Genomic DNA, 23,357 nt, shown 5'->3' with positions numbered 1-23,357 from the left:
CCTTCAAGTTCCGGCCAGCGCGGTGCTGCGCATGAGGAACTCCGCCAGGAATCCGTCGTGAGGCATTCCAGGAGGCAGCCACCAGGTCGGCCGGTCCAGACCGTAGACGTTGCGGATGGACGGCTCGGCCAGCAACGCGTTCACCAGCCCCGGGTCCTTCGTGGAGACTCCGACGACGAGCGAGCCGCGCAGCGGCGCGGCACCCCGGTCCATGGACCAAGGAGCCACCCACACGCAGGGGAACGGCAGCTCCAGGCCCAGTTGTCCGGCCATGGGGTCGTCCAGGAGGTGCACGGCCGGCTGCAGTGCGGCACTGCCGTCACCCAGGTCGTGCGCCACGAGGTCGCCCAGCACGGTTTCACAGCCCGCCGCGCCGTGCCGCAGGGCGTCCTCGACCGCACGGGCCTCGGCCAGGGGCAGGCACGGGAGCTGGGCGTCCACCTGCTCCGGTGGCCGGGCCCGCAGGGCTGAGAGCCGTTCCGCCAAAGCCTCGGCGAAGCCCCGGACGTCCTGTTCGACCAGCACCGCGGTGGCGTTCAGACAGGAGACCCCGCCCAACCCTGCTACCGAGTCGACGACGGCGTCCAGATGCGGCTCCCACGGCCCCGTGAGGAGAATCTTGACCCGTCCGGGCCCCTGTGGCAGGACCGGCGTCCGGTGCCATCCGCCGGTGTACCGGTCCACCGTCTCGTCCCCGCCGAAGACCATGGCGAGGTCGCTGCCGTGGATCAGGGCGTCGGCGACACCGTGGTCGCACGGCAGCAGGAGCACGTCCTCGTCGGCGAAGCCGGCCGAACGCAGTGCCAGGATGAGCCGGTAGGGGGTGAACGGGTCGCGACGCGAGGGCCGCACCGCGACGCGATACCCCAGGGCCAACGCCTCCAGCCACAGTGAGTGGACGGCTGGATGGTTCCCTGAGGCGTTGACACCGAACAGCCGTCCGCGACGGCGCCAGAGGACCGCGCCACTGTTCGGGGCATGCCGGCGGCCTCGCGGCAGCGCCGCCCGCGGGCGGGCCCGTTCAGCGGTGTCGACCGCGTTGGCCAGCGCCTCCGCGATGGTCGTCGTCGCGGTGCGGACCACCGACACGGGCACGCCTGTCGCCCGCGCCACGCGCCGGTGATGCTCCTGCGGTGTCAGCCCGCCGAGTGTGTCCGAGGTGAAGGCCGAGCCCGCCGAGCGGAGTCGGCCGGCGAGTCGGGCCCGGGACTGGTCCGCCGAGGAGGCCTGAGACCTGCGTAGCCGGTCCAGCGTCCGGGTGACGTACAGCCCGGGGACTTGCGCCAGTTCCACCAGCGGTGCCCCCGCGACATCCCGGACCGTCTCGCGCCTGGTGGTGCGGTAGGTGCCCTCGGGGACCAGAGCGTCGATGACCGCGGGCTGGACGGCCCCGGCGCTCGGCCGGGAGGTGCCGACCGTCGTTGGTGCCGTCTTCATCAGTAGGCCCCCACGATGACGGGGACCCCGGTGAAGGTCTCCAGCGGGCGCACGTCGGCGACGGAGTGGCCCGTCGCACCGGGGGGTTCGGCCGCCCGCCGTGCCACGTCGCGTTCACGGTTGTTGGGCAGCAGGGCCGACTTGCTCAGGTGGTGCATGACGACCTGGCCCCTCTCCCCGACGGCGACCGGCTTGCCGCTGTCGGGGTCGACCACCGCGTACGTGACGTGGGGCGAGGGCGAGTCGAACACGGAGTCGCCGTTCTCGGTGGCAGGCCGCTCGAAGGCGGCGCCCAGCGCCATCGTGCTGCCGTAGAGCCCGTACACCGGTATGCCGGGGAAGACATCGTTCCGCAGCAGGTCCCGAGTATCCGGATCCATACTGGTCCCGCACCAGGTGATCACGTGGACCTGGCCGCGTACCACGTCGACCAGCCGTTCATCCCGGGCCAGCCTCTCCAGCAAGGGCGGGGGCGCCTGTATCGCCCCGATCCGCTGGCTGCCGAGCACGTGGGCCGCCTGGGTGAGTACGTGGTCGAGGTACCTCTCGGCCTCCTCGCCGCGCCCCTCCCGCAGACACCGGCGCACCCAGCGGGGGTCGAAGTCGACGGCGAAACGCACCCCGTTCCTGCGGCGAGCGTGCTGACCGGTGAGTTCGGCGTAGTCGTGCGGCCCGCTGGGGCCCAGCGACAACCAGTTCACCCCCCACGGATAACCTCGCTCGTCCATGGCGCGCATGGCGCCTGCCATTTCGCGTTCCATCCAGTCGGCGAGGTAGAGCACCCGCTTGGGCACACCGGTGGTGCCACCGCTCTCGAACACCCCGATCACCTCGGCGGTTCCGCCGTAGCCCCGGGGCAGCAGGCTTTCGACCGGCGCGTACCGCAGGTCGTCGACGAACTGCGGGAACATGCGCAGGTCGTCCATCGTGCGGACGTCCGAGCGCGGGTCGAAGTCCAGCTGATCCAGCCTGTCGAGCCAGAACGGCGTGCCGGTTTCCGGGGAGAAGTGCCACTGCATCGCTGCCTGGACCAACTCGTCCTGGTCGACTTCCGCATCGAGGGGAGCGTCCAGGACCGCCAGCGCCTCCGCCGTCTTCATTCGGTCTCCTGTCTGCCGCGTGGGATCGTGCTGCCGGGTACGGACCACGTCACCGCAGGGTGATCCCCGCGGAGGTGACGGCGTGCAAGAACTCACCGTGTCCGATCGCGTCGGCCACGACCTCCAGTTCGTCGGCCATGTACCGGTCGTGGTCGAGGGTCGGAACCATCGAGCGCACCTTGTCGTAGGTGGCCCGCCCCGCGGTGCTGAGCTGTCCGTAGCAGTCGTTCAGGTCCACGGCCTGGGCCGCCGCCAGGAACTCCAACGCGAGGATCTTGGTGTTGTTGGCGAGCACACGGCGTGCGTTGCGCGCGGAGATCAGCCCCATGCTGACGATGTCCTGGTTGTCGCCGTTGGAGGGGACGCTCTGGGTGCTGGCCGGGCCGATGGTTCGGTTCTCCGCGACCAGGGCGGTGGCCGGATACTGCGCTCCGGCGAATCCGCTGTTGAGGCCCGGCGCCCCGGCGACGAGGAACTCCGGGAGCCCGTAGTTGAGGTGCCGGTTGAGCAGACGGTTGCTCTGACGCTCGGAGAGCACGCCGAGCTGTGTGAGGGCGATCGTGGTGAAGTCCATGGCGAACGCGACGGGCTGGCCGTGGTAATTGCCGCCGTGGAAGACCTCCTTGCCCGGGAAGAACAGCGGATTGTCGGTCGCGGAATTGAGTTCGATGCTCAGTGTGTTCGCCGCGTGCCGCAGGGTGTCACGCACGGCGCCGAGGACCTGGGGGATGGCCCGCAAGGTGTAGGCCTTCTGGAGGTAGACGTCGGTGCGGGTCACGTCCTCACCCAACCGCTTCCTCTCCACCTCTTCGCGGATCTCGGAGTGGGAAGCGGCCCGCCGGCTGTCGGAGAGCAACGTTCGCAGGTTGGCCGCCGAGTCGATCTGACCATGGTGCGGGCGGGCCAGTTCGTGGCCTTCGGGGAGGAAGGGGCTTGTGGAGCAGCGCAGGGCCTCCAGCAGCAGGGCGGAGACGATCTCCGCCTGGTGGAGCTGGTCGAGGGCGCGGCCGACCACCAGCGACCCCAGTCCCGTCATCCCGGACGTTCCGTTGATCAGCGCGAGTCCTTCCTTGAACCGCATCTCCAGCGGCTGGATGCCCCGTTCGCGCAGCACCTCGCCGGTCGGGACGCGCCGGCCGTCGCGCAGTACGTACCCCTCGCCGATCACCGTGATGGCGATGTGGGACAAGGTCGCCAGGTCACCGCTGGCACCGAGTGAACCGATCTCGGGGATCGCGGGAATGATGCCCTCGTTCAGATAGAGCGCCAGGCGCTCCAGCACCTCGGGCCGCACGGCGGAGTACCCGCGTGAGAGGGCGTTGAGCCGGGCGGCCAGGATGGCGCGGGCCTCGTCCTCGGCGAACAGCGGGCCGACGCCCGCGCTGTGGCTGCGGATGAGGTTCGTCTGGAGCTCCACCTCCTTCGAGGGCTCCACCTGCATGTAGATCATCTCGCCGTAGCCGGTGGTCACCCCGTATACGGAGGCGCCCTGGTGGATGATGTCCTCGAACTGCTTGCGGCTGGCCGCCGCCTTGGTCAGCACCCCGGGGCTCACGGCGCACGGTGCGTGCTCCTCCGCGATGCGCCGTACCTCGTCGATGCCGAGGGTCTCCCCGTCGAACGTGACGACGGCTGCAGTGGTGTCGATGGTCATGGCGTACGTCTCCTCGTGTCGGTCGGCCCGGTGGCTGACTGCGTCTCGCCTGCCGACTCGGCCGGCTGTGGGCGCGACGGGCGGCACCAGCTGGAAGACCCGGCCGGCAGGCATCGATGCCGCCATTCCATTCGACCAATGGGACATCGTTTTCGGTACGGACGCAGGGACATTCCGGAATGTACTTCGGGGCACACCGATACGGATGAACGGACGTTCCCGGCCGACTTCAGGGCGTACCCGATTGCCTCGAAGGGCACTTGGGATTGTCTCCTTTTCCTGTGGGCCACCCGCCCCTACCTGCTCGAACACCCTCCAACCTCATTCCGGTAGGCGTCCCTTCGGCATGAGAGGGAGAACTTCACGCTGTTGTCCCGGAACCGGCAGCGGGCAAGAATGGATCCGGAGTATTTCTCGGCAGGGTCTGCATCGGAGCCGTCCCAGAAATGACGTCGCACGTGACAGCCGATGCTGCAGAAAACCCAGTTCCCCCTCCCCGGCCTTGCCCCGGGGCTCGTGACCTTGCGAAAAGGAGGATCCAGAACAATGAAGCCAAAGGTCAACGACCGGTTCGACAACGACGCACCTATCGACGAGGTGATGCAAAGCCTCGACGAGAACGGCTATGCCGTCGTCGAGAATGTGCTCCCGCACGAGACGGTGGACGCCCTGCTGAGCGAGATGGAGCCCTGGATCGAGGCCACACCGTTCGGGCCGGACGCGTTCGCAGGCCAGCGGACCAAGCGGACGGGAAGTCTCGTCGCCCGCTCGGCCACCGCCCGGGACCTGATCGTGCACCCTCTGTGCAAGGGGGTGGCACGCCGGGTGCTCAAGTCCTCCACCGAGTTCCAGCTCTCGCAGACCCAGCTCATCAGCGCCTACCCGGGCTCGGTCTCACAGAAGCTCCACAAGGACGAACTCGTCTGGGACTTCTTCCCCTTCGCGGTGGACCACCACGTGATGTGCCAGTTCTTCTGGGCGCTCACCGACTTCACCGAGGAGAACGGGGCCACCCGCGTGGCCCCCGGCAGTGATGCGATCGACCCCGACGACCTGAGGGAGGAGGACACCATCCCCGTCGAGATGAGCAAGGGATCGGTGTTCATCTTCAACGGGAAGGTGGTGCACGGAGGCGGCACCAACCGCTCGGACCAGGTGCGGCAGGGCCTGATCCTCAGTTACTGCGCGGGCTGGGTCCGTCAGGAGGAGAACCAGTACCTCGTTGCCCCTCCGGAACTGGCCCGCACATTCTCCGAGGACGTCCTCAAAATGATCGGCTACCAGCAGGGCTGCTTCGCCATGGGCTACGCCGGGGACATCGAGGAGCCGATGGACGTTCTCTTCGGCCGCAAGGCGGCAACCCCGATCGTGCCCTCGGATGCGACGCGCACCGCTGCCAACGAGAGGGCGCAGCGCTGGAGCCTGGACGTGGCCGAGCGCACCGTCTGAGACCGCCCGCCCCACCCGGGCCGGCCGGCTGTCGGCCCGCCGACGGTGGGCGGCTCCTGCCCACGCACCACCTCCCGCCCACCGATGCGCTCCGGCGCGTTCTCCGGCTCCCGGACCGGTCGGTGGTCACGACGAGGTCCGCACTGAACTGAGAGGTGACGATGACGTCCGTGCAGGAAGAACCTGTATCGGTCATGCCGATCATGAACATGGTCTCCGGCCTGTGGGTGTCCCAGACGCTCGTGACCGCGCACGAACGCGACGTGTTCGGGCGCTTCGCCAAGCGCCCGGGCATGACGTCGGCCCAACTGGCCGACGAGATGGGCCTGGAGGAACGCCCGGTCGAGCAACTGGTCACCGCCTGCGCGGGGCTGGGCCTGCTGGAGCGTGACGGCGAAGGTTACCGCAACACACCGATGACCGACCGGTACCTGCTTCGTGGAGGTGAGGACTACGTCGGCGGCTGGGTGGAGATCGTCTCCCGCCATGACTACCCCGGTTGGCTGCGGCTGGGCGAGGCGCTGCGCACCAACCGCCCGACCGCCTGGGACAGCGAACGCCGTGACTCGTTGTTCGACGACGAGAACCCCGTGGTCGTGGAGTCGTTCTGGGAGGGCATGAGCGCGATCTCCAGGCCCACGGCGCGGGCTCTGGCGGACGCGGTCGACCTGTCGGGCGACCTGTCGCTGCTGGACGTGGGAGGAGGGGGAGGAGCCTACGCGATCGAACTGAGCCGGGCGTACCCGTCCCTGCGCGCCACGATCTTCGACCTCCCCTTCGTGTGCGACCTGACGCGTAAGAAGGTCGAGCAGGCGGGCTTCGGCAACCGCATCTCCTTTGCCGCCGGCGACTTCTTCACCGACCAGCTGCCCTCCGACCAGGACGTCGTGCTGCTCTCGATGATCCTGCACGACTGGGACGTCGATCAGTGCAAGAGCATCCTGCGCAGCTGCTACGAGGCACTCGCTCCCGGTGGGCGCCTGCTGATCAGCGAGCTGCTGGTCGCCGACACCAAGGACGGTCCGCTCGACGCCACGCTGATGAGCCTGTCCATGCTGGTGGAGACCTTCGGCCGCAACTACACCGGGGCCGAGTACCGCGACTGGCTGCTGGAGACCGGCTTCACCGACGTCGAGATACGCCCCTTCGCCGCACCGGCCGCCAACGGAGTCGTCGTCGCCCGGAAGCCGTGAGCGCACTGGGCTGCGGGTGGCCCCGTGGTCCGATCCCCCCGCGGGTGAGGGACGTGGCCCGCTCCCGCGGGGCGGGTCAAAGTTCGATCCGGGTCGTCGGGCAGCGGAGCCCGAGCGAGAGCCGGGAGCATGCGAAGGCCTCTGTGGAGACGGTTCTACCGGCGATAACCCATCCGCCAGGGGGCTCCATCCGTCTGTCGCGCCGATGGCCGAGCCCACGTGGCATTCAACGCGATCAATCACGCCGATCAGCCATGTGACTGTCTGCCAGGCGTGATGAAGTCAACCGAAGACGATGGGATAGCGCGCGACAGCGAAGCAAAGAAGGACTTCCCAGTGACAACCAATTCAGGTTACGCGAGTTTCATTGACGAGAGCCGGGAACGCATCGACGAGATAGACGTGCAACTGATCGAGCTGATCAAAAAGCGGCAGGAAATTTCCGGCAGCATTCAGCTCCACCGGCTGGAATCCGGCGGAAATAAATCCGACACATCCCGCGAGAATGACGTTCTGGGGACTTATCGCAAGGGTCTGGGTGACAAAAGGGGCGCGGCTCTGGCGATGAAAATCCTTGAGATGTGTCGCATCTAGTACTCCAGCCGTAGATCGTTATGTGCCCTGGTCTTGAGGCTGTCTGCCACCGGCGGAAATTCAGGTGGCCTCAGCGCACGAGCTGGGTAGAGTCGGGCGATGCCCGAGCTGAAGCGGCTGCATGCCGACCATGCCCCGGCGGTCCTGGCCTTCGAGCTGGCGAACCGAACCTACTTCGCTGCCTCGATCTCCGACCGCGGCGACGACTTCTTCGACCAGTTCACCGACCGGTACAACGCCTCGCTGGCCGAGCAGGAGGACGGCAGCTGCGTCTTCTACGTGCTCGTCGCCGAGGACGGCTCGGTACTCGGCAGGTTCAACCTATACGACTTGGAGGACGGCACTGCCAGACTCGGCTACCGGGTCGCGCAGCAGGTCGCCGGCCGCGGCGTGGCGACCGCGACCGTCCGGGAGCTGTGCCAGCTGGCGGCGGCGCGGCACGGGCTGCGCACACTGCGGGCGGCCACCTCCCACGACAACGCCGCGTCCCAGAAGGTGTTGGCCAAGGCCGGGTTCGTCCCGGTTGGCCCGGCCGCCCCGGCCGATCTCGGCGGCCGGTCAGGCACCTGGTACCAGCTCGACCTTCAGCCGTAGACCATGATTTTGCTGGTGGACCGGCTGCGGGAAGGCTGCGGCCACCGCTGATCATCGGTGTGTGAAGACTAACGATCTTGCGGTGGCCGCAGGCCACAGCGTAGACCCTGCCCGCTGGCAGGAAGCGTTCGAGGGGCACTGTCACGTTGGGGAACTCCCGTAGGGTGCTCTTCAGGTCGATCGCTCCGAGAAGGGGTCTGCTCGTGGGGGACGCGTCGCCGTCGTACCAGGGGCACCGGTACCCGGTCGAGATCATTTCCCACTGCGTGTGGCGGTATCACCGCTTCCCGCTGTCGTTCCGGGAAGTCGAGGAGCCGATGCTCGAGCGCGAAGTGCTCGTCTCCCACGAGACCGTCCGCCGCCGGTGCGCGAAGTCCGGCCAGATCCATGCGCATGAGCTGCGCCGCCGCCGACCCCGGGCCGGGGGACACGCGGCATCTCGACGAGGTCTTCATCACGGTCAACGGCGAGCGGCACTACCCGTGGCGGGCCGCCGGCCGGCACGGGAACGTGCTGGACATCCTCGTCCAGCCCCAGCGCGACACCCGCGCCGCCGTGCGGTTCTTCCGCCGGCTCCCGATGGGCCCGGAGGACGTGCCACGGGTGCTCGTCACCGACAAGCCGCGCTCCTACCGAGCGGCCCACCGCCAGGTCACGCCGGGAGCAGAGCACCGCACCTCGAAGTACCCGAACAACCGGGCAGAGAACAGCCACCGGCCCACCCGGCAACGCGAACGCGCGATGAAGGGCTTTTGCTCCGTCGGCGGAGCGGAAGCGGTTCCTGGCCGCGTCCCGCGGCGTCTCACCGCACTTCCGGCCCCCGCCGCCACCGGATGACCGCCCCCGGCTACCGCGCCGAGATGACCGTCCGCTTCGCCGTCTGGGACCAGGCCACCGGCGCCGCCGGCCGGCCCACCACGGCCCGAGCACCGGCCCGGAACCCGACCCCTCCCCATGCCCCGACGCGCCGTCAGAGACCCAGGCACCCAACAACGTGACAGCGCCCCCCTCAGAGGTACCTACGGCCGGCCCACTTGGCGGGAGCCAGCACCGTACCGGACCCCGGGCCAGGCATCTCAGTCGGGGAGAGGGCAACGCACCACCACCACGTCCGCTTCGTGTTCGACCCGCACCGGCCAGACCGTGCCGGGGGCACCGGCCACCCAGGCCGAGCGCAGGTCGGCTGTCACCTCGATCTGTCCGGGATGGGCCCTGGCCAGGCCGGACACGTGCTCCTTGACGGCGATGCGCGTGCTGCGTTCGGGTAGCGGAAGACCGGCCGGAAGCCGGTAGATCCGTGAGGTGGTGCCCGGCAGGGTGTCGAACCGGCGGACCGTGTCGACGGAGAGTGTGGTGATCCCGTCCCGGGTGCTGGACAGACTGGCGGTGGGGACATACCGGAGGCCCGTCGCGAAGGCCCTGCGGTCCCGCAGCGGCACCCGTTCGATCCCCGGCAGGCGCACCAGGATCTCCACCAGTCTCAGGCGCGCCACGACCCGGGTGCCGATCTGGGCCTGGACGTCGATCACCGGCAGCAGGTGGTGCCCCTGGTCGAAGCCGGCGAACCGGGCCTCGACCCGCAGCTCACCGCTGGTCGGCAGCGGCTCGTACAGGTCCAGCCAGGGCAACCGGTGAGGGTAGCCGACCAGGTCCTGGGACAGGCCAGGAATCCACCGCCAGAGCGACTGGGACGGGATGGCGTGCAGGAAACCGTCGAGCAGCCCCTGCCCCAGCTGGCCGAACGGCGCGGTGCCCCGTCCGGCGTCGAGCACCGCGCTGGAGCCGGTGGAGCCCACGGTCAGTGAGGTCAGGTACTGCAGCGCCGGGCCGTGGAACAGCTCCGCGGCCTCGTACGGGTCCGGCTGCGGCCGGCCGTCGGGGAGCGGAGGAAGCAGGGCCGGGGGAGGCCCCGGCACGGTTCCGGTCAGTACGGTGGCCTCGCCGACCACCTCGTACCGGGACAGTTCACCGGCCTCCCGCCAGACGGAGAGACGAACCGCGGTCCCTTCCCCGGCCGCCGGTTCGGCGTCGGTACGGATCCGCGCGGGGCCGGGCAGGGGAAGCCAGCGGTGCAGCTGAACCTCGCGCAGGCCGACGACCGGTTGACCGGTCAGCCTGGCCGTGGCGGTGGCGAGTTGATCCACCGTGGTCATCAGGGGCACCGCGGGAACCACGAAGTTGGGCCGGTGGTCGTCCAGCCAGGTGTCCACTGCCGGGTCCAGCTCCAGCTCCCGCACGGCCGGATGGCCGTCGACCACCCGGACCCCGATGCGGGGCAGGTGGTAGATGCGACGTCCGTCGATCCACAGCCAGGCCTCGGCACGTACGTATCGGCCGCGCGCGTCGGTCCCGTACTCGGTGATCTCGGCCTCGAACGTGACCACGCCGTCGCTCGGCACCACTTGGCCCCGGTAGAGCCAGCGCACCTCGTGACCGACGGCCACGGACTCGAAGCGTGGGGCGGTCAGCCCGGTGCCAGCGTCGCGTTCGAGGAGGTACCATTGGAGCAGCTGGACCACACCTTCGAGGCCGAGGGATCCGGGTTGCACCGGGTCGGTGAAGAAGTGGGCGCGGAAGTACCAGTCCCCGGCGTCGACCTTGCGCTCGGCGCGCAGCCGGCCAAGTCCCGCCCGTCCGGCATCGGGCCAGTACCCGGTGACCCGGTCCAGCATCAGCAGCATCGGTCCGGGCAGCCGCAGGGAGCCGGAGCCGTAGCGTTCTTGACGATGCCGCAGCTCCACCACCCGGTCGCAGGGTTCGGCCAGCCGGGCGCGTTCGGTGGCGGTGGGGAGCAATCCGGGCTGCCGGGCGAACGAGGCCACCGGGAAGTACCCGAACTGCGTGGACAGTTCCATGACCGGCAGCAGGGCGCCGGTCTCGTCGACCGCCTCGCAGGAGACCTCGAACGGGACGAGGGTGACGCCGTCGAACTGCGAGAGGTCCCCCAGCTCGACCCTGGTGCGCAGGGTGCGGGTCCCGACCGGGATGTCCCGCAGGACGGTGCCGTTCCCCTGCAGGTTGCGGAAGAGCAGCTCGGGGGCGTCCGGTGGTTGCGGCACGAGCAGGCTCGCGGCCATCCCGCACGGTTGCAGGACCACCTCGTTGAGCACTGCGAACGGCATCACCCGGGTGCCGTTCTCCTCGAAGTACCAGGCCTGTTCCGGTACGTCGTACTCGGCGACCAGCCAGGAACCCGGGCGCGGCCGGTCCGGTTCGAGGCCGGCGTCGACGATGCGGGTGACGAACAGGTAGGGCGGGCCCGGCAGTCGAGCGCAGCGCTTGCCGCCGTCGAACTGGGTTCCACGGGTGCCGAACGCGCTGGGCCGGCCCCAGGCTGCGGCCAGCATCAGCGGGAAGTCCGCGCTCCGTCCGGCGAGAGTGGCCGCCGCCGGGTCGGGGTACAGACCGCGCAGGCCACCGAGCACCGGCAGCGGCACCGGTGCCCCACTGGTCTGAACGGCGGGCGGCCCCAGCCACCGCCAGTACTCCAGGGGCCAGTCCGGGACCAGTGCCAGCCCCACCCCGGAGGCGTGGAAAGCGGGCAGGCCGTCCACCGTGCAGAGCAGGTCGGCACGGAGCGTGGGCCGGGGGTGGGAGGACAGTCCGCTGACGAACACCTCGTAGCGGACCCGACGGCTCTGGGGGGTGACCTGTCCCCGGCAGCGCATCCGGTAGGACTCGTCGGACACCGGCTCGAACCGCCAGCCGTCCCGATCAAGTGTGAAGCCCAGCGCGGCCAGATAGAACGCCATCGCCTGCACGCAGCCCTCGAACATGAGCGTGCCAGGCATGCACGGATCGTTGTGGAAGTGGCCGTCGAAGAACCAGTCGTCAGGCCGGACCTCGCTCTCCGCACGCAGGTAGCCACGACCCCAGGGGCCCCCGGCGGGGTCGAGTTCGCTCACCTCGTCCAGCAGCCACAGCCGGCCCTCCCCGGGAGTCGGGGTACGCACATGGGCGCGCGACACATCCCAGCCGGGGCCGAAACAGTCCGCCGGTCGGCCCTCGGCGAAGGCGCGTACGGCGTCGGGACCGAAAGCGGTGGCGGCCGGAGGAACAGCGGGCGGGTCGACCGCCCCTGCCGGTGATGGTTCCGGGCTCCAGCACACTCCTTGCGAACCGGCGAGTTCCGCGTCGGTGAAGTAACCGGCCTGGCCCTGGCGTACCGACAGCCGCAGCTCCTCACCGACGTAGCAGTCGCTGCGGAAGAAGAACAGCCGCACGCCGTCGTGCTCGGCATGGCCCTCGACGTGGATCTCGTACCGCAGCGTCTCCCCGACGGCCGGCCGCGGTCCGTGGTACGTCACCTCGCAGCCCAGCAGCCGGTAGACCCGGTCGCCGTGGTCGAGCAGGTCCACCCCGAGCCAGCTGATCAGCAGCAGGTCGGCCTGGCCGGCCTCGATGAACAGGCCCGCGGGCATCCGGCCGGCCGGATCTAGGTACCAGGCGTCCGGGGCGACGTAGGTCTCTGTGTGAACCGTGCCGGTGGACATCGAGCCGGGTTCCGCGTCGAGCCGGGTGACCCGGTCCACCAGGAGCATCGGGGGGCGCGGCAACCGGGTCTGCCGTCGCTTGTGGTCCTGCGCGCGGAAGGCGGGACCGAAGACGTCGGAGATCCGCCCGTGCGCCAGGTACTCCAGCCGGGCACGGTCCAGGGGCAGCGACAGTCCCCGCGTGGGCCGCTCCGGTACTGCCGGTCGCCACGGCAGGGGCGGAGAGCCCGGTGACGGGATCGCCACCGGCGCGGGCTCGATGGCCTGCGGCAGGTGCGCGGGATCCGGGGCGGGGGACAGGGCGCGGTCACCGCCGGCCGTCACGGCGGTGACCGAGCCGATCACCAGCTGCCGGGTGCGGAGAAACGCCGCGTGAGCCTGGCCCTGCCGTTCCAGGAACTCCCGCTGGGCGACGGCGAGACGGGCGTGGTGGGCGGCGGCAAGTGCCGGCACCGGATCGTCGGCAGCGGCCACGGCCGGCGCCCGGCGGTTCGCAGGGGCAAGGGGCGGCACCGGGTGGTCCGCAGCGGTCACCGGGCCGATCGACGCGGCTCGTGCGACGGGTACAGCCCTGGCACGCGGCGAGGCCGAGCCCTGGGCATCGGAGGGGACCGCCGTACCGGGACCGGCCGGCGCGCCGACCGGTTTCGTCGGTACCGTCGCCGGAGGCGATATCGGCGCAGGTTCCATCCGCTGCTCCGGATGATCTGTTCCGGGCAGCCGGATCGCGGGCGGGTGCGCCGGCAGGGTGATCGTCCTCCCCGGATCAGCCGGCAGCCTGGCGGCCGCTGTGAGCCGGTCGAACAGTGGCGCGGGATCAGGGCAGACCCCGGCGGCGACAAGTTCGGCGACCGCGTCGCACAGCTGCCGCAGTCCCCGTCCCGGCACATCGAGCGCCACCGCCAGGTGGTCCCGGTCCGCCAGGATCCGGCGGATCGACCGGGTACGCCCGCTCTGCGGGCCGTGCTCGATCAGCACGCGCACCCCGTCCGTCCAGGCCCGCTCGACCACCTTCGGGTAGTCGAGCGTGCTGGTCATCTGGGTGAGCAGCGCGTCCGCGACGTGGTCCGGATCGACCGGGTACGGCTCGCCGGTGGCCGCGCTGTAATAGCGGATGCCCGGCGTGGGACTGGTCGGCCGGCGGTGCAACGAGCGAAATGCGGCCGCGACCTGGTTCGCCTCGGGGGCGTGCGCCACCATCTGGTACCCGTCGGCCATCGGGAGCCCGGGGCCGATCCGGTTCAGCACGCGCCCGCAGGCCGCGTCCAGTCCGCCGATCACGCACGTGTCGGGCGAGTCGACGGCGAGCAGGTGTGCCAGTGGTTCGCCTGCCAGGGCGGCGCGCACGTCGGCTGGGGTCGCGTGCACCAGGTACTCGGCCCAACGCCCCCGTTCCTGGCCGTGTCCGCGCCAGAACCGGTGCGCCGCGCGGAACTCCCCGGACAGGTCGAACCGGAAAACGTCGCTGTCGGAGACCGCCTGGTACAGGCCGGCCGCGTCGGGCCACGCCCCGAGCACGATCAGTGCGGTGGACTCCCCGGAGGAGAAGCCGATCGCCGCGTCCGGCCGCAGCCCCAGCAGGCTCTGGGTGATCTCGCCGTGCAGGGCGGCGAGTTCGGTGGTGTCCCGGATCCGCGTCACGACCGGGACCGGGTCGGTGCCGGTGGGGTGCCGGGGCTCCGGCACCGGGACGGGCCGGGCGGCTTCCTCGGTGCGGGGGGCGCGCAGGGCGAGTCGTAGTTCCACCCCGCACCCGGGATAGCTCGCCTGGCCGCTGGGGAAGACGAAAGCCACCTCCCCGCTCGTGGGGGCGTCCTGGTAGGCGATCTGGTCCGGGCGGGGCCCGCCGGACGTCAACCAGTGGCGTGCGACCGCCAGCCGTTCGCGCAGCGTCTCGGAGACCTGGTCGACCACCACCACGAGGCGGGCGGGACCGGTGTCGGACTCCCGTCCGTCGGCCAGTGCGGCCAGCACCTCGGCCCGATCGGCGCCGGAGAACACGTGGGAGCGGGGCGCGATCGAGGACCAGGGCAGCGGCGGGCCGGCCGGGCGCAGGCGGACCGACATCGGGGAGGCGCCCAGGGGCGTCACCCGGGCGCAGGCGGTCAGGGGCGCGTCGGCGGGCAGCGCGGCCGCACCCGACCGTGGCACCGCCTGGTGGTGGACCGCGATCGCGGCCACCGCCACGGCGAGCGCGCCGTGCGCGGCATGGGCCGTCCCGAACAGTTCGCTGTGGTCGTACCGGGCGGTGACGCGGGGCGTGGGCGGCCGGCCGGCCGGCTCGCCGTCCCCTCCGATCACGTCTCGGTCGTCCCCGTCCTCCTGGTTCCCCGCCCGGCCCCTGTCGATCTTGTCGCCATCACGATCGGGCGGGACCTCGTGGTCCCGGATCCGGTGGGTCCCGTCCGTGCCTCCGGCGTCCGCGTCGCCGACCAGCAGGCCGACGGGGGCCGTCCGGTCCGTCGCGTGGTCGAGCAACGCGATGACCTGGTCGCCGTCCTGCTCGGCGTCCGTCAGGCGTTTCAACACCAGGACGACGGCCACGTCACCACCGGGCCGGTGATCTCCCAGCGCGCCCAGCGCCGCCAGGTGCACGGGCTCATGGGACAGGTCGACCGCGCCGGCGAGCACCGCGTCCGCCTCCCCCGCCCGCAGCGCCCGCGCCCCCAGATCCAGGGCGACCAGGCCGGACGCCTGCTCCGCGCAGACCACATGGCTGGGGCCGCGCAGGTCCAGTTGGGCGTTGATCCGGTGGGCCACCAGGTTGGGCATGGTGCCCGGCACGGTTTCCGGGACCAGCGGAGCGCGGAAGGCGTCCGGCCAGTCCGGCACCGGAGCGGGCAGGCCGGAGGCGGTGTCCCAGTCCGGCGCACGCCAGCGGGCACCGGGACGCGCCGCCTCGGGGTCCGTGCCCATGCCGATCAGGACCATCGTCCGGTCGGGCGGCAGCCGGGTCGCGGAGGCGGCTTCCCGGGCCGCCTCCAAGGCAAGGACCTGCTGCGGCAACGCCTCGGCCAGATCGGCCGGAGGGAACCGCAGCCCGGCCAGCGCGACCTCGATGGAGCGCCGGGGGCCGAGGCTGGGCGCGCCGTCCAGGACCGCGTGACACAGGTCCCGGTAGCCGGCCCCCGACCCGGCCCGTGCACCGATCGCCACGATCGCCACCCGCTGGTCCACCCGTGGCCGGCTGGAAACAGGGCGGGGGGAGAGGGCAGCGGTGGATGCGGCCCGACCGGGCTCCCAGGCATCGACGACCACATGCGCGTTGGCGCCGCCGAATCCGAACGCGCTGACCGCTGCCCTGCGCCGCCCGCGCCACTCCTCGGCCTCCCGCAGCAGTCGCAGCGGCGTTCCGGCGAGCACGTCCAACGGCGCGTCCGCGTGCAGGGACGGCGGCCGCACCCGGGCACGCAACGCACCGAGAACCTTCAGCAGACCGGCACCGCCGGCCGCCGCGAGCGGGTGCCCCAGGTTGGACTTGACCGAACCGATCGGCAGGTCCACCGCATCAGCGAACACCTCACGCATCACCAGTGCCTCGGTCACATCCCCGCTCGGGGTGCCCGGCGCGTGGCACTCGACCAGCGAAACAGTCTCCGGTGCGATCCCGGCCGAGGCGTAGGCGGCGCGCACGGCGCGCTCCTGACCGGCCCGGTCCGGGGCCAGCAGGCCACCGCCCACGCCGTCGTTGCTCAGCCCGATGCCCCGGATCACGCCCAGGACCGGCATGCCCTGGGCGAGTGCGTCATCGAGCCGGGCCAGTGCGAACAGCACCGCGCCCTCGGCGGGCACCAGTCCGTCCGCCTCCCGGTGGAAGGGACGGCTACGGCCCGACCGGCTCAACGCGGTCAGCGCGCAGAACCCCTGATGGATGTAGAGGCTGTCGGCGGCGGCCACCGCCCCGGCCAGCACGAGGTCGGCGTCCCCGTCCCGCAGCCGGTCGCAGCCGGCTTTCACCGCGTACAGGGAGGAGGCGCAGGCGGCGTCCAGGGCATGACCGCCGGCGCCGAGGCCGAGCGCGCGAACGGCCAGATGGGCGGGGAGACCGGCCCCGAACCGGTTCAGGGGATCGGGGCGGAAGTCGTCGCTCGGCCCCGGCCGCCCCGGACCGGACAGCCACACGTGCTCGGCGTAACGGGCCATGGCCGTGGTCGGGTACGCCAGGTTGCCCAGGACCAGCCCCGCGCGGCCGAGATCGGGCCGGCCCGCCTCGTCCAACGCCTGCCGGCCAGCGTGCAGGACCCAGCGGAACACCCGGTCCAGTGGGGCGATCTCGGCCGGGGGCAGCTCGAACCCGGTCGGGTCGAACGCCTCGTCGAAGCCGTGGACGTAGCCTCCGATGTCGGTCCAGATCCGATCGGTGTCACCAGGTGCACCCGACACCCGTGCCAGCGGCACCCGCCAGCGTCCGTCGGGCACCGGTGACAGGGCGGAACGGCCTGCGGCGATCTGGGCCCAGAAGGTGTCCGGGTCGAGCGCACCGGGCAGTACACAGCCGCGCCCGACGATCGCGACCGGTTCGAAGAACGGCGCCTGCCGAGGAGTCGCTTCCGGAGAACGCATCCGCGTCAGCCCTCGGTCAGGTCGGGTCGGCGGATCAGCTCCACCCTGAGCAGCTCGGCCAGCACGGTGCCGTCCTCGGACAGTACGGCCGCGTCGCATTCGGCGGACATCCCGTCGGTCCGTCGTGCCGAGACGACGACGCGCGCGGCTCCCCAGTCGGTCCCCGCCCGGTGGATCCGGCACTCCCGGATTGACATCGGCAGCGCCGCCCCGACACCGGCCCGCAACGTCCAGCCGACGGCGAGTTGGAGGGCGCCGTCGAGCGCGGCGACGTCCACCGTCCAGGGCACGGCCAGCCAGGGCTCGACGTCCCGGGGGCGGAGCGCGGCCACACCCCCGTCGGCGCCGAGCCGGACCTGGTCCAGGACCTGGAACACCGGGCCGTGGAAGAGCGCCGGTCCGTCGTACGGTTCGAGGACCTCTTCGAGGCCTTCCGGCGTCCGCCAGCGGTGCGGGTCCGGCGGCGGGCCGTCGGCGACCACCGCGCCGGCGTACTTGGCCCCCACGGCGCCCAGTTCGACGGTGAGACCGCCGCGCCGTGCGGACTCGTCCGTCCTCGTCCGGCCGCGCAGCACGAGCCTCTCGCCCGGTTCCTGCAGTTCGATCCTGCGGAGTACCCGCAGGTCGTGGAGGACCAACGGGCCGGTGTCCGGCCGCCAGGACCGGGCCAGCCCGGTGAACCAGTGCACCAGGACGGCGACCGGAACCACCGGTGCCCCGTCGATCCGGTGGTCGTCCAGCAGCGCGTACTGCGGCCGGGCGAGGGTCAGTTCGGCGACCGGTCCCTGCCCGGCAAGGACGTCGGGAGCCACGTCCCCGGCGGCGCGCAGCACCCGGGTGGGCCCGCCGGGGTCGGCGAGTTCGGCGACGAACGCGCGCGCTCCGGCAGCCGGTTCGATCAGCTCGACCCCGGCGGCGCGGAACCGTTCCGCGATCGTCCGGGTGACCATGCCGCCGTCCCAAGGACCCCAGGCCAAAGAGCGTGTCAGGCAACCGGGATGGGCGGCGGCGTACGCGGAGAGCAGGTGGTCGACGGCGGTGTTGGCCATCGCGTAGTCGGCCTGCCCCGGGCTGCCGAACACTCCGGAGGCCGAGGTGAACGCCACGAGCAGGGAGAGCGGGTCGTCGGCGGTGGCGGCCAGCAGGGCGCGCAGCCCGTCCACCTTGGTGGAGTACACCAGGGCGAACTGCTCGTCGGTCTTGGCACCGATCAACCGGTCGGCGATCACCCCGGCGCCGTGCACCACCCCGGTGATCGGGCCCCAGTCTCGGCGTACCTCGGCCAGGGCGTCGCGCAGGACCACCTCGTCCCGGGTGTCCACGGACAGGTAGCGCGTCGGCGAGCCCGCATTCTCCAGGGCCCGCAGGGTCTGCCGGACCTCACGTACGGCCAGCATGCGCCGTGCCTCGGTGGCGAGTTCGGCTGGTGGGGCCTGGCGGGGGCCGGTGGCGAGCAGCCGGATCAGGCCCGCCTCGTCGGTGGCTCCGGCCAGCCCCGCGGGCTCCTCGGCCAGTGCGGTACGGCCGAGGAGCACCAGTCTGGGCCGGTGGGCGGCCGCGAGTTCGCGGATCGCCGACGCAGTGACGCCGCGTGCGCCGCCGGTGACCACGATCACCGAGTCGGCATCGGCCCGGGGTTCGACGGGGCCGGGTGCGACGGGGCACGCCAGCGGAACCGTCCGGCTTCCGTCGGCGGGGAGACCGACCGTGATCGACGGCCCGCCCGCGGTGAGCTCGGCGGCGATCGCGGCAGCGACCTGCTTGTCACTGCGCCCGGTGCGTGCGCAGTCGATGGCCTTCACCGTGGCCAGGGGCCACTCCCGGGCGGCGGTCCTGGCCAGTGCGTCCAGACCACCATGGACCGGCCGGCCGCCGTTTCCGCTCAGCCCGAAGTCGCCCCCGGTGTCCTGCACGGTGACCAGGAGGCCGCCGGCCGAGCTGAGCCGGTCGGCCAGCCCCCGGACCGCCGCGAAGGCGGCCGGCGGGTCGTCGCCCTTGTCCAGCAGGATCACCGACCGTGCCTCGGCCGGAAGACCGGTGACGAGCCGGGCCGGCACACCGTGGGCCGCGAGTTCCTCGACCAGCAGATGACCCACCCGGGTGGAGTCGTCGAGCACGAGGAGCTCCCGGTCGCGCAGACCGGCCAGGGCCAGCCCGGCCGGCGCCAGCGGCAGGGCGCGTATCGCCAGACGGACCGGCTCCGGACGGTTGGTGGCGGTGGGGACTTCGGCGGCGGGGGCATCGGTGGCTTCCGGACCGGCGGCGGGCTCGGAGTCCACGTCCTCGGGGGATCCGGGGGCGGAGGTCCCGGGAGGCTTCAGGGACACTGGGGACACCGGCGACGGACCGGCGGACGCCTGGTCGCCGGCGTCATCGATCTGTCGCGCCAGCTGGGCGACCTTGACCGAGATCTCCCGCAGCGTGCGCAAGGACGCCAGCTCGGACAGGTCGGCTGCGGGCAGTTCACCCACACGTTGGCGGACCCGGGAGAGCACTTCGACCTTCTTGATGGAGTCGATGCCCAGGTCGGCCTCGAGTTCCATGTCGAGGTTGATGATGTCCGCCGGGTAGCCGGTGCGCTCGGCGACCACCTCCAGCAGCAGCGCGCCGATCGACTCGGCGTCCAGCGGCAGCCCGTCCAGCGGCAGCCCGTCCGGCCGCAACGCGTCCGGTTGCGGCCCGAGCAGCACCAGCCCGGGCGCCGGGGCCTCCACGGGCGACGGCACGGCGGTGGCCTGCGGGGGTGGCGCCGGCACAGCCGATGTCGCCTCACCCCTATCGCCGCCCGAACCGGAACGGAAGGGCTGGCCAGAGCCGGGGACCGTACCTGACGGCACGGGGGCGTGGACCGGTTGACCGGAGGGCACGACCTGCGCGCCGGTGGCACCCACCGCGACCTCTGCGACGGGCCATGGCTGCGGGTCGTCCACGCCGACGGCGGGGAGACGGACACCGGCGGCGCCGAGCAGGGCCTCCATCGAGGCATGCGCCGTCCGCAGGTAGAGCTGGTGGTTCTCAGCGGTCACCCGTTGGTACGTGGCATGCGCCTCCGCGCTCTGCCGCTGGGCCTCGGCCAGGAGCCGCAACCATTCCGTCGGCGGAGCGGGGTGGGCCGAGCCGGTGGACCGGACGCTCGGGGTGGCCACGGGAGCTGGCGTGCCCGGCCGGATGTCTCCGAGCCTGTCCGTGGCCACCTGGCCGGGGATCAGCGGTGCCTGTGTGCCGGGCCCGGCCGGCTCGGCGAGACCCGGGGCCGGTTTCGGGGACGGGCCGGCAGAGGACACCGGCGCCGACCAGGCCACCGGCCGGACCGACAATTGCGCCGCCGGCATCGGGCCCGGGGCGGGCCGCGCGGTGCCGGGGCCCGGGGCCGGTGGTGTCGCCTCCGACACCGCCGCGGGCGGCACCACCGGCCCCGGCCGCCCCGGCGCCCCGTCGGGTGACGCCACCGGTCCCGGAGCTGCGGGAGTGGCACGTCCGCCACGATGGTCATCGCGGTGGTTGCCGCCGTTGATCAGGACCGTCATCCGTGGTTTCTCCTCACGATCCGGCTCGGGCACGGGCTTGTGCCCCTCCCACAGCGCGGACAGGTCCATGGCGACCCCGCGCACCGCGGCCCGCCCCAGCCCGTCGTAGAACGCGGCCAACCCGTGGCTTCCGCGCCGGTCGAGGCTGATCGCCGCGTGCTCACGGTCACCGAGTACCTCACCGGTCAGCCCGGTCAGGGTGGTGCCGGGCCCGACCTCGACGAAGGTGCGCACCCCGTCCTCGTACATCGCCTCCACCATGTCGCCGAACCGCGCCGGCGCGGCCAGTTGGACGGCGATGCCGCGCCGCACCGCCGCCGGTTCGCGCCGGTACGGGGCCGCATCGGCTCCCGCGTACACCGTCCGTGCCGGCCGGTGGACCGTGAGGTCGGCAAGGAAACGGGTGAACGGCTCGGTGGCGTCAGCGACCAGGGGACTGTGGAACGCGGCGGCGGCGTTCAGCCGGCGGGTGACCACGCCGGTCGCGGCGCACCGGGCCTCCACGGCAGTCAATGCCCGGTCCGTGCCGGCCAGGACGACCTGCCGGGGCGCGTTGTGGTTGGCGACCCACACCCCGTCCACCTGCTCCGTCAGCTCCTCGATGCGCTCCAGCGGCGCGTTCACCGCGAGCATCCCCCCGGCGGTGGTGGCCGCGTCCCGCATCAGCTCCCCCCGCCGCCGGGCCAGCCGGACCAGGGTGGGGGCGTCGAAGGAGCCCGCCGCGTGCAGGGCGACCAGTTCACCGAAGCTGTGCCCTGCCACGCAGTCAGGCGTCAGCTTCAGATCCGACAGCACGGCCAGCAGGGCCAGGCTGTGCGCGGCCAGCGCCGGCTGAGCGACCTCGGTGGCGGTCAGTGCCGCCTCCAGCGAGGCACGGTCCTCCTCGCTGAACACGGGGGGCGGGAACACCTCCCGGTGCACCGGGAGGACTGCCGCGACCGCGTCCCAGGCATCCCGGGCCGCCCTGTGGTGAACGGCGAGTTCGGCGCCCATGCCCACGTACTGCGCGCCCTGGCCGGGGAAAAGGAAAGCGACCCGGCCGGGGGCGGGATCACCGGTGGCGAAGTGCGCCCGGGGCGCGGAGAACGGCACCCCGGCCTCCACCCGAACCGCCAGCGCGTCCAGCCGCCCCGCCAGATCGGTGACGTCGTCGGCCACCACGGCCAGCCTCGCCCGGTGTTCGGTCCTGAACGCCGCCTGACACTCCCGCGCGATCGCCGCCAACGGCCGGTCGGGCCGGGGCCGGCGGATCAGTTCGGCCAGTGCGCCGGGGGAGGAGGCGCTGAACAGGACGAGTTCGCCGGGGGCCGCCGGGAGGTGCCAGGCTCGTCGGCCGCCCCTGGCGGGAACGTATTCCTCCAGCGTGACGTGGAAGTTGGTGCCTCCGAAACCGAAGCTCGACACGCCGGCGCGGCGCGACCGACCGGCGCCGCTGATCCAGGGCCGGGTGGCGGTGTTCAGGTAGAAAGGGGAATCGGTGAGCTCAAGTTCGGGGTTGGGCCGCCCCACCTTGATGGTCGGAGGCAACACCCGGTGGTGCAGGGCGAGTACGGCCTTCAGCATTCCGACGGCGCCGGCGGAGGACTTGGTGTGCCCGAACTGGGACTTGGCCGAGCCCAAGGCGCACCACTGCCGGTCAGGGCGTCCTTCAGCCTGGAACACCTCCCTCAGCGCGGCGAACTCGGCGGCGTCACCGGCCTTGGTCCCGGTGCCGTGCGCCTCGACGAGTTCCACGCTCTCCGGGCCGTACCCGGCCACGTCGTACGCCCGGCGCAGCGCCCGTTCCTGGCCGGCGGCCAGCGGCGCGTAGATGGCCTTGCTCCGGCCGTCCGACGCTGCGCCGAGGCCCCGGATCACCGCGTAGATCCGGTCCCCGTCGCGTTCGGCGTCGGCCAGCCGCTTCAGCGCGAACATGACCACGGCCTCGCCGAGCATGGTGCCGTCGGCGTCGGCCGCGAACGGCCGGCAGTCCTCCGTCGGAGAGAGCGCCGGAGTCTTCGAGAAGCACACGTACATGGTGATGTCGTTCAGCACGTCCACGCCGCCGCAGATCACCAGGTCGCAACTGCCGAGGGCGAGCTCACCCAGTCCGGTGGAGAGCGCGGCCAGCGACGAGGCACACGCGGCGTCGGTCACGTGGTTGACGCCGTGCAGGTCGTACCGGTTGGCGATCCTGCCGGACACCACGTTGCCGAGCAGACCGGGGAAGGTCGCCTCGGTCCAGGCCGGGAAGTTGGCACTGATCCGGTCGCAGATCTCGTCGGCCGCGGCCGGGTCGAGACCGGAGGCGAGGAGTTCCCTTCTCCACACCGGCCGGGAGAGCCGTGCTGACACCTCGAACCCCATGGCCAGGCCGCTTGTGCCCAGCACCACCCCGACTCGTTCCCGTTGTTGTGCGGTCATCTGCCCGAGGCCGCAGTCGGCCAGCAGGTCACCCGCGGCCATCATGGCCAGCAGCTGGGCGGTGTCGGTGGCCGCAAGGTCGCTCGGCGGGATTCCGTACGCCAACGGATCGAACTCGAAGTCAGGCAGGAACGCGCCCCTCCGCACGTAGGTCTTGTCCGGAGCGAACGGGTCAGGGTCGTAGTGGTCGGCCGGTGACCAACGCTCCACCGGTACGTCGGACATGAGATCCCGGCCGGCGAGGACGTTCCGCCAGAACCCTGCCACGTCTCGGGAGCCTGGGGTGAACGCGGCGAGACCGACCACCGCGACGGGAACCTGGGCACGTTCTGCTCTCATCTGCGCGGACA

The 23,357-nt window shown here is 71.7% G+C and carries 9 protein-coding genes and 1 pseudogene; 5 read left to right on the top strand and 5 right to left on the bottom strand.

What is annotated here, in order from left to right:
- Window positions 1-3: 3 nt before the first annotated feature.
- From CP969_RS01725 to cmdF, 3 genes are read right to left on the bottom strand one after another with little or no spacing between them, the layout of a single operon-like run.
- Entirely contained in the window at window positions 4-1,437 is a 1,434-nt protein-coding gene (locus tag CP969_RS01725) for an aldehyde dehydrogenase family protein (protein ID WP_004993424.1), read from the bottom strand.
- Entirely contained in the window at window positions 1,437-2,537 is a 1,101-nt protein-coding gene (locus tag CP969_RS01720; RefSeq protein WP_016828191.1) for an AMP-binding protein, read from the bottom strand. The genes CP969_RS01725 and CP969_RS01720 overlap by 1 nt, the downstream gene beginning before the upstream one ends.
- Window positions 2,538-2,586: 49 nt before the next feature.
- Window positions 2,587-4,191, bottom strand: a complete 1,605-nt coding sequence (gene cmdF / locus CP969_RS01715) for a tyrosine 2,3-aminomutase (protein ID WP_016828196.1) — start codon at window positions 4,189-4,191, stop codon at window positions 2,587-2,589.
- Between the two features lie 546 nt (window positions 4,192-4,737).
- Between cmdF and CP969_RS01710 the strand changes: the two genes are divergently transcribed.
- The 5 genes and pseudogenes from CP969_RS01710 to CP969_RS01690 form a co-directional block, all read left to right on the top strand.
- A complete protein-coding gene (locus tag CP969_RS01710) occupies window positions 4,738-5,640 on the top strand; it encodes a phytanoyl-CoA dioxygenase family protein (protein WP_016828197.1) in 903 nt (300 codons plus the stop codon).
- 194 nt (window positions 5,641-5,834) lie between these two features.
- Entirely contained in the window at window positions 5,835-6,833 is a 999-nt protein-coding gene (locus tag CP969_RS01705; protein WP_016828198.1) for a methyltransferase, read from the top strand.
- Window positions 6,834-7,052: 219 nt separating this feature from the next.
- Entirely contained in the window at window positions 7,053-7,427 is a 375-nt protein-coding gene (locus tag CP969_RS01700; RefSeq protein WP_223887022.1) for a chorismate mutase, read from the top strand.
- 99 nt (window positions 7,428-7,526) lie between these two features.
- Window positions 7,527-8,021: a GNAT family N-acetyltransferase gene (locus CP969_RS01695; RefSeq protein WP_016828200.1), complete on the top strand. Its 495-nt coding sequence runs from the start codon at window positions 7,527-7,529 to the stop codon at window positions 8,019-8,021.
- Window positions 8,022-8,224: 203 nt separating this feature from the next.
- A pseudogene (locus CP969_RS01690) lies at window positions 8,225-8,944 on the top strand (IS6 family transposase); the annotation flags it as partial.
- Window positions 8,945-9,097: 153 nt separating this feature from the next.
- On the opposite strand, the gene CP969_RS01685 reads toward CP969_RS01690, so the two are convergent.
- Both CP969_RS01685 and CP969_RS01680 read right to left on the bottom strand, forming a co-directional pair.
- Entirely contained in the window at window positions 9,098-17,077 is a 7,980-nt protein-coding gene (locus CP969_RS01685) for a beta-ketoacyl synthase N-terminal-like domain-containing protein (protein ID WP_016828201.1), read from the bottom strand.
- A gap of 5 nt (window positions 17,078-17,082) precedes the next feature.
- Window positions 17,083-23,346 carry a type I polyketide synthase gene (locus CP969_RS01680; RefSeq protein WP_026085537.1) on the bottom strand — a complete coding sequence of 2,088 codons (6,264 nt, stop codon included), beginning with the start codon at window positions 23,344-23,346 and terminating at the stop codon, window positions 17,083-17,085.
- Window positions 23,347-23,357 lie beyond the last annotated feature (11 nt).

It is taken from the genome of Streptomyces viridosporus T7A (assembly GCF_008704515.1).
Classification (GTDB): domain Bacteria; phylum Actinomycetota; class Actinomycetes; order Streptomycetales; family Streptomycetaceae; genus Streptomyces; species Streptomyces viridosporus.
The sequence above is the reverse complement of the archived record's forward strand: the minus strand, read 5'-3'. Positions and strand labels throughout refer to the sequence as shown.